The 11,956-nt window shown below is 65.1% G+C and carries 13 protein-coding genes and 1 riboswitch; of the genes, 5 read left to right on the forward strand and 8 right to left on the reverse strand.

Features of this window, described 5'->3' with window-relative positions; genetic code table 11:
* Positions 1-1,008 precede the first annotated feature (1,008 nt).
* Entirely contained in the window at positions 1,009-1,782 is a 774-nt protein-coding gene (locus DX923_RS00365; RefSeq protein ID WP_162872670.1) for an MOSC domain-containing protein, read from the reverse strand.
* 32 nt (positions 1,783-1,814) lie between these two features.
* On the opposite strand from DX923_RS00365, the gene DX923_RS16000 reads away from it, so the two are divergent.
* Both DX923_RS16000 and DX923_RS00370 read left to right on the forward strand, forming a co-directional pair.
* Positions 1,815-2,060: a hypothetical protein gene (locus DX923_RS16000; protein ID WP_162872671.1), complete on the forward strand. Its 246-nt coding sequence runs from the start codon at positions 1,815-1,817 to the stop codon at positions 2,058-2,060.
* Positions 2,053-2,223: a hypothetical protein gene (locus DX923_RS00370; protein ID WP_162872672.1), complete on the forward strand. Its 171-nt coding sequence runs from the start codon at positions 2,053-2,055 to the stop codon at positions 2,221-2,223. The genes DX923_RS16000 and DX923_RS00370 overlap by 8 nt, the downstream gene beginning before the upstream one ends.
* 22 nt (positions 2,224-2,245) lie before the next feature.
* Here the strand turns inward: DX923_RS00370 and DX923_RS00375 are convergent, their stop codons facing one another.
* Together DX923_RS00375 and DX923_RS00380 are read right to left on the reverse strand one after the other, a co-directional pair.
* Positions 2,246-3,013 carry a sulfite exporter TauE/SafE family protein gene (locus DX923_RS00375; protein ID WP_116111864.1) on the reverse strand — a complete coding sequence of 256 codons (768 nt, stop codon included), beginning with the start codon at positions 3,011-3,013 and terminating at the stop codon, positions 2,246-2,248.
* 79 nt (positions 3,014-3,092) lie between these two features.
* The gene (locus tag DX923_RS00380; RefSeq protein ID WP_116111865.1) at positions 3,093-3,410 is read right to left on the reverse strand and encodes a rhodanese-like domain-containing protein; all 318 of its coding nucleotides are present in this window, start codon (positions 3,408-3,410) and stop codon (positions 3,093-3,095) included.
* Positions 3,411-3,530: 120 nt separating this feature from the next.
* Between DX923_RS00380 and DX923_RS00385 the strand changes: the two genes are divergently transcribed.
* The 3 genes from DX923_RS00385 to DX923_RS00395 all read left to right on the forward strand — a co-directional run bounded on the left by DX923_RS00385 (position 3,531) and on the right by DX923_RS00395 (position 8,028).
* Complete coding sequence (locus DX923_RS00385; RefSeq protein ID WP_116111867.1) at positions 3,531-4,901, forward strand: MBL fold metallo-hydrolase; 1,371 nt, start codon at positions 3,531-3,533, stop codon at positions 4,899-4,901.
* Between the two features lie 43 nt (positions 4,902-4,944).
* Positions 4,945-5,055: riboswitch (TPP riboswitch) on the forward strand.
* 77 nt (positions 5,056-5,132) lie between these two features.
* Positions 5,133-6,899, forward strand: a complete 1,767-nt coding sequence (thiC, locus tag DX923_RS00390) for a phosphomethylpyrimidine synthase ThiC (protein ID WP_116111869.1) — start codon at positions 5,133-5,135, stop codon at positions 6,897-6,899.
* A 130-nt stretch (positions 6,900-7,029) separates the two neighbouring features.
* Positions 7,030-8,028 carry a zinc metalloprotease HtpX gene (locus DX923_RS00395; RefSeq protein WP_116111870.1) on the forward strand — a complete coding sequence of 333 codons (999 nt, stop codon included), beginning with the start codon at positions 7,030-7,032 and terminating at the stop codon, positions 8,026-8,028.
* Between the two features lie 38 nt (positions 8,029-8,066).
* Here the strand turns inward: DX923_RS00395 and DX923_RS00400 are convergent, their stop codons facing one another.
* The 5 genes from DX923_RS00400 to DX923_RS00420 form a co-directional block, all read right to left on the reverse strand.
* Positions 8,067-8,537: a DUF3817 domain-containing protein gene (locus tag DX923_RS00400; RefSeq protein WP_116111872.1), complete on the reverse strand. Its 471-nt coding sequence runs from the start codon at positions 8,535-8,537 to the stop codon at positions 8,067-8,069.
* 112 nt (positions 8,538-8,649) lie between these two features.
* Positions 8,650-9,657, reverse strand: coding sequence for an NADP-dependent oxidoreductase (locus tag DX923_RS00405; RefSeq protein ID WP_116111873.1), 1,008 nt, complete (start codon positions 9,655-9,657; stop codon positions 8,650-8,652).
* Between the two features lie 91 nt (positions 9,658-9,748).
* Positions 9,749-10,204, reverse strand: coding sequence for a MarR family winged helix-turn-helix transcriptional regulator (locus DX923_RS00410; RefSeq protein WP_116111875.1), 456 nt, complete (start codon positions 10,202-10,204; stop codon positions 9,749-9,751).
* A 120-nt stretch (positions 10,205-10,324) separates the two neighbouring features.
* Positions 10,325-11,404, reverse strand: a complete 1,080-nt coding sequence (locus DX923_RS00415) for an alkene reductase (protein WP_116111877.1) — start codon at positions 11,402-11,404, stop codon at positions 10,325-10,327.
* Between the two features lie 157 nt (positions 11,405-11,561).
* Positions 11,562-11,936: an RNA-binding S4 domain-containing protein gene (locus tag DX923_RS00420; RefSeq protein ID WP_116111878.1), complete on the reverse strand. Its 375-nt coding sequence runs from the start codon at positions 11,934-11,936 to the stop codon at positions 11,562-11,564.
* Positions 11,937-11,956: the final 20 nt, after the last annotated feature.

The raw sequence follows: 11,956 nt of genomic DNA on the forward strand, positions 1-11,956 counted from the left end.
TCCTACGTGTCGATAAAATTTATATATCGAATGTTTCTGCGATGGTGATGGTGTAAATCCATCACCATCGCATGAGGATTTATTAGAGGTCCAGGGTATAGTCTGCGGTGAACTTATTTCCCCCGAGCCCATGCCATCCTCTGCAATCCGCAACATCGTCGCGAATTCCTTGGAGTGTGTAGTTGGCAGACTTCACCTGCGTCCATTGCTCGCGATGGTTATCACGTACGGTGATTTCGTCGGTGGTGCGGCCAGAGGAGTGTGACTTTAGGCGGGCAACAGTAAAGGAGAAGGGATCGCTCTTGTGCTGTGTGAGTCGAATTGTTCTCCCTGATTTGAAGTTGTGAATGTCTGACCATACGCCGTAATCGCAGGAGACCCTCTTGCCGTTCAATCTTACTGATAGTCCTCCCTCCCATGCGCTAGCTGGGGTTACTGAAAGGAGCATGCTGAAACTTAGTGCCGTGGCTATGCCAAGCGTGTGGAATACAGGTCTCTTCATGGGATTCTCCTTATAGAGAGGTGGCCCCCGAGGAGGACTCTGGAAGAGAAAGTCTGGTGATGGGTCATAATCAAGTTTATTGAGTGTTATCTGGGCCACTCAATATTTGCATAACTGGAGTTTATTTAAATGGTTAATACTTGTTTTGAGTGATGACATTAGTGGTCTAATGAAATTAAGGGTAAGCTTTGGGGTGCTAAATCCTTGGTATGTGGTGCAAGTATCGAGGTTCTTCGGCGTGTCTCAGCACCTCCTGATTTGCCTTGTCATAGGGGGTGGCTGTGTCCAGGGCTGCTTTGGCTCTGCTGAATAGTTGGGACTGCGGTTAAGGATGTCGGTTGTGTGGCGAGTGCAGGACGTCGTGTGTATGTAGTAACGACGTCAAGCGGAGTGAAGCGTTGGCTGCATCGAATCTGCTCAGCGGCTTGGCCATGGAAGGAGATCGCTGTCTATGAGGGGGCAAGCAGGCAGCGACATCATGTTGAGAGCGGCTGGTTCGTCTGCTCTCAGTCAGTCGGGCCGAAGATGCGTGCCTTCTCCGCGTCCTCGTCCGCCGGGCGTCCGGCCATCCTCTTCTGGAGGTCGAGGCGCCATCTCTCGGGCAAAGCCGCGTATTCGACGAGCTCGCGGGCTCCGGTCAGATCGTTCGGGTCGTTCAAGACGCGGGAGACCAGGGCGACCGTCGGCTGCCGGGCATCGGTGTCGAGCAGATGGACCTGGTCGCCTGGGGTGATCGTCCCAGGGGTGACTACTCGCAGATACCAGCCGGACCATCCGGTGGTTTGCACTCGTTGCACCAGGTCTGGGATCGCCCAACGTCGGGCGAGTTTGAAACAGGGCCTGCGCGGTTGACTGACCTGCAGGGTGGCCGAACCGACCTGCCAGATGTCGGCGATCCGTACGCTGTTCTCATCGACGAGCGGGAGTGAGCTGGACAGGGAAGATGCGCGGCTCGGCTCGCGATGTTCGTGGTTCGTCGACGGCGGGACGAGGGACAGATTCTCGAAGAAGGCGCCCTCGGGCAGGTCCAAACCGTACCTTTCCCCCCAGGAGCGGTAGTGGTGTCCGGCGTAGGCGAGGACGGCTTTGTCGGGCCCGCCGTGATGTCGAAGGTCGGCCTGCTCGTCACCGTCCGGCCCATCCGGCCCGAACCTCACGGGACCGGGCGCCTCATCCTTCACAGCACCGCTGGCGATGTCGCGTCCACCCCACCGGTGCAAGCGAACCCGCCCGATCCTGATGTTGCCCACCAGAGCGATGACCGTCGAAGGAGAAGCCATATCCGCATCGTTCCACACGCGATGATGGCGGCATGCTCGTCCATCTTCGTCTCGTCGTGCCGCCCCCGCTGGCGGACGAGACCCGCGCATTGCTGCTCGCCGAGACCTATGTCACCAATGTGACCTGGGCCGACGGGCAGTCCATTCGTCCTCCAGGCGCTCTGGTGGGCGTAGACGTCACGCGGGAAACCGCTGACGACGTTGTGAGGCGTGGTCCTGCACCAGGTCTCGACCGCGGCAGGGAATCTCGCCGTAGCTTCAGCGACCGGAGTGACTGATGAGATCTTCGGCAGTGCAGCCCAACTGGTGATCAATATCGCGGGGATGCTCGTCGGGGGGATCGCCACCTTATGGGTGGAGCGGGTGACCGGTGACCGTCTGCATCTCCGCCCGGACGCGAAGATCGCTGCCTGGGTCAGCGGCCTGCGGCGTCCACGATGAGTTGCACGCCTCCCCGCCGAGGTCACAGCAGTTGGGGAAGATTCATGGCGAGAACGTAGGCCGCCACGACGAAGAGTAGGGCGCTGAAAGCTGCGGTGAGATGCCGTGGGTCGACCCGAGCTGCGACTCGCCCACCCCACAGGCTGCCCAGCGCACCGAAGAAGCTGAAGACGAGGATCAGCGGCCATTCGATCTCCACCCCGCCGGTGACCCGGGCGGCCAGCGCCACCAGACTGTTCACCACGATGACGACCAGTGACGTGCCCACCGCGGCCGGCATCGGGAAACCCAGGACGAGGACCAGGGCCGGGACGACGGCGAAGCCACCGCCGACCCCGAAGAAGCCGGTCAGTAGCCCTACAGCGGTCGCGGCCAGGACGATCGCCACCGGACTGCGGCGATCGCCGGTGTCGGTGGCGGAAGCGCCCTTGAGCGCGCGGCGTGCCATGAGCGTGCCCACCACGACCAGGAGCACTCCGAAGGAGGACATCAGCGCCACGGCCGGTACTGCGATGGACAGCCTGGAGCCCAGGAGCGAGCCGACCACTCCGAACAGTCCGAAGAGCAGTCCGTCCTTGAATCGGACGTTGCCTCGGGAGTGGTGGCTCGCCACGCCGACCACGGAGATCAAGGACACGATGACCAGAGACCCGGCTGTCGCCGCCGACGGGGACTGCCCGAGGAGATAGACCAGGATCGGCACCGTCAGGATGGCACCGCCACCGCCCAGCGCCCCCAGGATCAGCCCCACCAGGAGCCCGAAGGGGGCGACCATCAGCAGGCTGTTCACTGTCGGGTCCGTCCGTCGTGTCTCACGGGTCGTCCTGTTGTCGGGGAGAACACCGGTGAATCAGCCTCCTGGTCGATGGTCAGCGCCGCGACATGCCTTGCACGACCGGTCGGCCCAGTTGGACCCATCCGTTCGTCCCTCCTTGGACGGAGACGGCGTCATGCCCGGCGTCCATCAGCAAAGTGGTGGCCGCCTTGGAACGGTTCCCACTGGCGCAGATGACGTATATCACACCGTCAGAAGGGATTTCAGAGAGGTGGTCGGCAAGGCGGGAGAGTGGGGCCGTGATCGCTCCAGGGACATGCCCGGCGGCGTACTCGTTCGGCTCGCGAACATCGACCACCGTGGCCGCCTCGGCATGGGCCTGGGCCAGGTCGTCAAGGGTGCACTCGCGCATCTGCTGCTCCGTTCGTGAAGGGATTCCAGTGTTCGGACCTTGTCCGAAAGATACCCCCGGGGGTATCTTGCCAACTAGGGGAGAGTCACTCGGGGCGACCGAGAACTCAAGGAGAGGACCATGATCTTCACCCAGTACTACCTGGACTGTCTCTCACAAGCGTCCTACCTGATCGCCGACGAGACCAGCCGAAAAGCCGTCATCGTCGACCCACGCCGCGACATCGACGACTACCTCACCGACACGCGCGACGCAGACCTGGACATCATCGGCATCATCAACACCCACTTCCACGCCGACTTCGTCTCCGGACACCTCGAACTCGCCCGAGCAACCGGCGCCTGGATCGGCTACGGACACCACGCCACCCCCGAATTCGACATCCGCCCACTCCACCACGGCGACCGGATCGACCTCGGCGACCTCCAGCTCGACATCCTCGAAACCCCCGGACACACCCCCGAATCGATCAGCATCCTCGTCCACGAACACGCCGACGACCCCACCCCCTACGGCGTCCTCACCGGCGACGCCCTCTTCATCGGCGACGTCGGCCGACCCGACCTGCTCGCCTCCGAAGGCAACACCGCCGACGAACTCGCCCGCAAGCTCTACCACTCCATCCAGAAAACCCTGATGGGCCTACCCGACGAAGTCCGCGTCTTCCCCGCCCACGGCGCAGGATCCGCCTGCGGCAAGAACCTCTCCACCGAAAAACAATCCACCATCGGCGAACAACGACGCACCAACTACGCCTGCGCCCCCATGAGCGAAGACGACTTCGTCGCCATCGTCACCGAAGGCCAACCTGCCGCACCCGCCTACTTCAGCTTCGACGCCACCCTCAACAAACAACAACGACCCGTCCTCGACCCCCACGCGACCATCCCCGCACTCACCGACGAACAGATCGACAACGCGCTCGCCGACGGAGCCGTGGTCCACGACGCACGACCAGCGCCCGACTACACCGCCGGACACCTGCAGGGATCAGTCAGCGTCCCCACCGACGGACGGATGGCCGAAACCGCCGGGATGCTCTTCGCGCCCAGACAACGCTTCGTCCTCGCCACCCCTGAAGGTCTCGAACAGGACACCGCCATGCGACTCTCCCGCATCGGATACGACCAGGTCATCGGCTATATCCCGCAGATCGAGGAGTACCTTGCTCGACATGCCGCCCACGTCGCCCACGCCGCCAAGGTCCCCGCCGACCACACCGATCAGCTCGGCGCAGACACCCAACTGCTCGACATCCGTAACCCCGGCGAAGTCGCCCAGGGCATGATCCCCGGAGCCAACCACATCCCCCTGCCCCAACTGGCCGAACGACACCACGAACTCGACCCCACCCGCCCCACCGTCGTCTACTGCGCAGGCGGCTGGCGTTCCCACGTCGGCGCAAGCTACCTGCGCAGCAGAGGATTCACCGACGTCGCCGACATCACCGGCGGTTACAACGCCTGGGCCGCCGAACACCAGAAGGCCTGAACCGCTCGCCCCTCAACCGAACCCACCTTCGGGCTAAGGTGGACGAGTCGACCACGGGAGCCTGCGGCAGCAGGCTGAGAAAGGGCTGGAGCCGCCCTGACCGTCATACCTGATCCGGGTCATACCGGCGGAGGGACAGTCCGGCCGGTTCGCGCACAGACCTCAACGTCCACCGTGAGCCACCGCCACCCCTCCGTCCGGTGCGCACCCGGCCGAGCGGAAGCGAGTGTCATGACCGTCCACGCCAGCCACCTCACCACGGTGCACGAAGCCCACGAACGGGTCCTCCAGACCCCCGCCACCGACGCCCACGAACTGCGCGTACCGGTCGCCCGCGTCCACCTGACCAACGGCGAGACCTTCGACCGATACACCACCACCGGGCCCGGCTCCGACCCCGAACGAGGTCTCGACGCGCTCCGCGCGGACTGGATCGCCCACCGGGAAGACACCGAAACCTACCAAGGACGAGCCCGTGACCTCGCCGACGACGGCCGATCAGCCGTTCGGCGCGGTAGCGCCTCCCACCATTGGCAAGGCGAAGCCCGCCCACCCCGCCGGGCCCGCACCGGCCGACGCGTCACCCAGATGCACTACGCGCGAAACGGAATCCTCACCCCGGAGATGCGCTACGTCGCCGCCCGGGAGAACCTGCCCGTCGAACTCGTCCGTGACGAGGTCGCCGCAGGCCGCGCCATCATCCCCGCCAATGTCAACCACCCCGAAGCCGAACCGATGATCATCGGCCGGAAATTCCTCGTCAAGGTCAACGCCAACATCGGCAACTCCGCCGTCACCAGCTCCATCGCCGAAGAAGTCGACAAACTGACCTGGGCGATCACCTGGGGAGCCGACACCGTCATGGACCTGTCCACCGGCGACGACATCCACACCACCCGCGAATGGATCCTGCGCAACAGCCCCGTGCCCATCGGCACCGTCCCCATCTACCAGGCCCTCGAAAAAGTCGACGGCCGCGCCGAAGCCCTCACCTGGGAAATCTTCCGCGACACCGTCGTCGAACAATGCGAACAAGGCGTCGACTACATGACCATCCACGCCGGAGTACTGCTGCGCTACGTCCCCATGACCGCCGACCGGGTCACCGGGATCGTCTCCCGCGGCGGCTCCATCATGGCCGGATGGATGCTCGCCCACCACCGCGAAAGCTTCCTCTACGAACACTTCGACGACCTCTGCGAAATCTTCGCCGCCTACGACGTCGCCTTCTCCCTCGGCGACGGACTCCGCCCCGGATCCATCGCCGACGCCAACGACGAAGCCCAACTCGCCGAACTGCGCACCCTCGCCGAACTCACCCGACGCGCCTGGTCCTACGACGTCCAGGTCATGGTCGAAGGGCCCGGACACATCCCCCTCCACCGCGTCGTCGAAAATGTCGACATCCAACAGGAATGGTGCGACGGCGCGCCCTTCTACACCCTCGGACCGCTGGTCACCGACATCGCCCCCGGCTACGACCACATCACCTCCGCCATCGGCGCCGCCACCATCGCCATGGGCGGCACCGCGATGCTCTGCTACGTCACCCCCAAGGAACACCTCGGGCTGCCCAACCGTGACGACGTCAAGACCGGCGTCGTCACCTACAAACTCGCCGCCCACGCCGCCGACGTCGCCAAAGGACACCCCGGCGCCCAGGCCTGGGACGACGCGATGAGCCGGGCACGCTTCGAATTCCGCTGGCGGGACCAGTTCGCGCTCGCGCTGGACCCGGCCACCGCCGAAGCCTTCCACGACGAGACCCTGCCCGCCGAACCGGCGAAGACGGCGCATTTCTGCTCGATGTGCGGGCCGAAGTTCTGCTCCATGCGGATCAGCGCCGACATCCGGGAAAAGTACGGCCACCATCTCGAGAGCGGAGGCTCCACGCAGGACCTTCCGGAGGGCGCAGCTGAGGGGATGGCCGAGAAATCCCGTCAGTTCATCGACCTGGGAGCCAGCGTCTATCTCACCCCGGAGGAGGCCCGCCGCTGAGTTCATGGGAGAGCCGGTGGCCAGCACTGTTGCCGGAGTAGTGGACGCGCAGTAAGGGAAATCACCGGTCACTGTCTAAAGTCGTTGTCGACAACTTCGGAGAACGACGGGGACACAAGGACGGCAGACCATGACGAGCTCACCGCTCAGCGGGCTGAAAGTCGCGTGGAAGTGGCGCAGCATCGAAGGTGTGCATGTGAGTTCGGTGGTGACCCTGCTGGCGGCCGCTCCCTGGACCGCGCTGGGATTCGTGGCCTTCACCTGTATCGGGATGGTCGTGGATCTGGTGCGCCCAGGCTCGGGAGAGACCGTGCTGTGGAGTCTCATCCTGGTCTGGGCGTTCTCCGGCCTGTTGGCATTGCAGCGAGCAGGAGAGACCATCCTGGCCAAGGTTCTTTTCGGATGGCGCCGGCCCACTCCCGGGGAGTTGGCGCAGCTCGCCCCGGCCTGGCAGGCCGTCACGGCCCGGGCCGGGGTCGATCCGTCCCGCTATTCGCTGTGGATCGCCGACCTGAAATATGCGAATGCCGCTGCCGCCGGTGGACACATGATCTCGGTGACCACCGGGGCGATGAAGACGCTGAAGCCGACACAGCTGGAAGCCGTGCTTGCTCATGAGCTGGGGCACCACCGGGCCGGTCACACCTGGTCGACCCTGTTGGCGGTCTGGTACGCGATGCCGGGCCGGTGGGTGGCTCGGCTGACGACCTGGGGTTTTCGTCAGGTGCTGGGGGTCGCCGCCCGGCATGCGGTGAAGGTCGACCTCAGCGGGAACCTGCTGGCCGTGGTGAAGATGCTCTCCTTGCTGCTGCCGGTGTGGGCGGCGCTGCTGGTCATGCAGATCGTTTTCGCGGCGAACCCGGCGTGGCTGCTGGTCCCGGTGATCCCGCTGGCAGCGGCCTTCTTCAACCGGTACGCCGAGCTGTACGCCGACAGTTTCGCCGTGAGCATCGGCTACGGGCCCTTGCTGCGGGAGGTGCTGGAACAGTTCCAGGAAGCAGGCTGTGACCAGGCCGCCGAGGAGGCCGGGGTGCGGGCCGCGCTGTTCGCGACGCATCCCACGTGCAAGACCCGCATCCTGGGGATCGAGCGGCAGCTTGCTTCCAGGGAAGGCCAGCACCGCGACTGAAGCCTGCGGAGAATCGACACGGGCACCGTGGTCGAGGATCAGCCGAACCATCGGGTGGGCGGGCCCAGGGTCAGCAGCGTCGCGAAGACGACAGTGACCGAGAGGAGACCGACCAGCCCGGCCTGTACCGGGCGGCGCACTGCCAGCCCGACCAGGCGTTCGTGGCTGCCGCCGGGTTCGTCGGTGTGCAACCGCCAGGTCTGGCCGAGCAGACCCCGGCGTTCGGCATACCGTTCGAAAGGCACCGTCGCATAAGGGAGGACGGCCGAGCCCAGACCCAGGGCCAGGTCGCGGAGCGACCACCGCTGATCGACGGCGATCAACACGGTGACCAGGCAGTAGGCCAGGAAGACGAAGCCGTGGATGCCGCCCCCGATCCGGGACCCGACCTCCCCCAGGTCGAGCAGATATTTACCGGCCATCCCCAGCAGGAGCAAGGTCCAGGTGACCATCTCGGCGAGGGCCAGAACCTGGTAGAGCCGGGCGGGGCGGGACACGACGGCAGACATGGGGCCCTTTCGGGTCGTACGGCGGAATCTCCTATTTTGGCATTCACCGTCTCCGGGGTAGCCGGTCCGACGATCTGTGGACGGACCGGCCACCCGCGACAGGGACCGGTGATCAGAGACGGACGAGCATCTTCCCGGTGTTCGCCCCGCCCAACAGGTCGATGAAGGCCTGCGGAGCCGCGTCGAGGCCGTCCCGGAAGGTCTCGTCGTAACGGATCTCGCCGGAGGCCACCCACGGGGCGACTTCCTGGACGAACTGCTCCCGCATGTCGGAGTACTGGCCGACGATGAATCCGCGCAAGGTCAGCTGACGGCCGATGACGGTGGTCAGATTGCGCGGGCCCGGCGCCGGCTCGGTCGCGTTGTACTGGGAGATCGCGCCGCACATGGCAACCCGGCCGTTGAGCTTCAAATGACCGATCGCGGCTTCGAGATGTTCCCCGCCGACATTGTCGAAGTAGACGTCGATACCGTCCGGTGCTACCTGCTGCAAGCGGTCGGCGATCGGCCCGTCGTGGTAGTCGAAGGCGGCGTCGAAACCGAGTTCGAGCAGCCGGGCGACCTTCTCCGGGGTGCCTGCGCTGCCGACCACCCGGGAAGCGCCTTTGAGCCGGGCAAGCTGCCCGACGAGCGAACCCACGGCTCCAGCAGCCCCGGAGACGAAGACGGCATCACCTGCGCGGAATTCAGCTGCGGCGAGCAGCCCGGCGTAGGCGGTCAGCCCGGGCATCCCCAAGATGCCGAGGTAGGCCGAGGCCGGAACCGCCCGAGTGTCCACCGGAGTGGCCTCCTCGGCCGGGAGGACAGCGTGCTCCCGCCAGCCCAGACCGTGCACGACCATCGTGCCGACCGGCAGGGCATCGCTGGTCGACGCGATCACCTCACCCACGGCTCCACCTTGCAGGGGCTCGCCGATCTGGAAAGGCGGGATGTAGGACTTCGTGTCGTTCATCCGGCCACGCATGTACGGGTCCACCGACATCACCCGGTTGGCGACCACCACGTGATGGGCGTCCATCTCGGGCAGCTCGGCGATCTCCAGGCGGAAGTTCTCCGGCACAGGGCGACCCTGCGGGCGAGAGGCCAGAACGATCTGACGGGTACTGGTGGGAATACTCACGGATTTCCTCTTCTCGTCGTCTGACGGAGGAGTGTGCTCGGCCCGACCGGTCGGGCGCCTTCGTGCCGGGACGAACCCGGTGGGATCCGTGTCAGTCCTTCGGCAGGACGGTGCGCTCGCTCTCGCCGAGCGCTTCACAGAAACGCTTGGCCAACCGGTGCAGGGTGGCGATCTCCTCCGCTGTCATCGTGATCCGCCCGGCGAGGCATCTTTGTACCTCGGCCATGCGGTCTTTCAGCTCGTGCCCGGCGGGTGTCAGGTAGATCGAGACCCGCCGTTCGTCACGGCTGTGACGCCGGCGTTCGACATAACCGGTGTCCTGCAGCCGTCGTAACAAAGGGGAAAGCGTGCCGCTGTCGAGCCTGAGCCGACCACCCAACTCGGAGACGGTGAGCCCGTCGTTCTCCCAGAGCGCCAGCAGGGTGAGGTATTGGGGGTAGGTCAACCCGAGGTCGGTGAGTTCGGACCGGTAGGCATTCGACGCCGCCCGCGCCGCGGCATTGAGCGCGAAGCACAGCTGGTTGTCGAGGGTGAGATCCCGGTCCATCGGACCATCGTGACACAGCATCAAATTGCCTTCAATTGAATTGTGAACAATTCAATACGTGTCGTCGACAGCATCAATAGCACCGGAAGCACACCCCTCGACACCTACCGGAGAACACGCTCAGAGCGTCGGATAATCCGTATAACCCACGGGGCCACGGGTGTAGAAGGTCGACACATCCGGCTCGTTCAACGCCGACCCCTCACGCCAACGCCGCGCCAGATCCGGATTCGCCAGGAACAACCGGCCCACCGCGACCACATCGGCCAGATCTCGCTCAAGCAGATCAGCCACCGCAGACAGATCGTTCACCCGCGAAAAACCGAGATTGACCATCAACGGGCCACCGAAGCGCCGACGCAGATCAGCGACCAAGTCTGCCTTCACCGGATCCTCCAGATCGGCCAGCACCGACAGATAAGCCAGCCCGAGGTCCGCGACCCCATCGACCACCGCTTCATAGGTCGCCCTGGTCTGCTCGGCATCCTCCTCCAGGACGCCCTGGATGTTGTGCGCCGGAGAGATCCGCAGACCCACCCGGTCCGCACCGATCGCCTCGGCGACCGCCCGCGTCACCTCGACCGTCATCCGGGCACGAGCCTGTGGCGAACCCCCGTACTCGTCGGTGCGCACATTGCTCACCGGAGACAAGAACTGATGCAGCAGATAGCCATTCGCCGAGTGGATCTCCACACCGTCGACCCCGGCTGCCCGGGCGTTCTTCGCCGCCTGGACGAATTCGGCCACGACATCGGGAATCTCCGCAGTCTCCAGGGCACGCGGCAACGCGTGCTCGACCATGCCCTGCCTGGTCACGATCGTGCCGGGCGCGCGCAGTGCGCTGGGGGCCACCGTTTCCAGGCCGTTCTTGTTGTCGGGGTGGGAGATCCGCCCGACGTGCATCAGCTGGACGGCGATCTGGCCCCCGGCGGCGTGGACGGCGTCGGCGACGAGGCGCCAGCCGTCGATCTGGGCCGGGCTGTGGAGTCCGGGGGTGTGCAGGTAGCCCTGGCCGACGGCGCTGGGCTGGGTTCCTTCGCTGATGATGAGGCCTGCTCCGGCGCGTTGGGCGTAGTACTCGGCGTTGAGTTCGGTGGGGGCTTCGCCGTCGCCGGCGCGGCTGCGGGTGAGGGGGGCCATCACGAAGCGCTGGGGGACCTGGAAGGCGCCGAGGGTGATGGGGTCGAAGGGGGTCGGCACGGTTTCTCCTGTCGTTGTGCGGATGTCCGCGCTGGTGGACGGGTGTGGAGGTCCTTCTCCTTGGCCCTCAGGCTGACACAAAGCTCAGTTGCGTGCAACTTAATTGCGCACAATATAAGAGTGTGATGTGTCACACCATGAGATGCGCTAAGGGGGATCACCGGCCACGGAAACGATCCAACTCCCGCCGCTCCCGCTTCGTCGGACGCCCCGCACCCCGCTCACGCAGAGCCACCGCCGCCGGACGCTCCTCCCGCGGCGGAGGCGGCGGCGACTCGTCGACCATCGCCTCCGCCGCGACCACCGCCCCCACCCGCTTGGACAACAACTTCTTCACCACCAGGATCCGTACCTGCGGACCACCCCGCACCACCACCCGATCCCCCGGACGCACCAGAGCCGACGGCTTCACCCGCACCCCATCGACATGCACATGGCCGGCCTTGCACGCCGTCGTGGCCAACGACCGGCTCTTGTACACCCGCACCGACCACAACCACGAGTCCACCCGCACCCCAGAACTCTCCGCCATGCACCGAGCCTAGCCCCGGC

The sequence above is a fragment of the Austwickia chelonae genome, from assembly GCF_003391095.1.
GTDB lineage: Bacteria > Actinomycetota > Actinomycetes > Actinomycetales > Dermatophilaceae > Austwickia > Austwickia chelonae_A.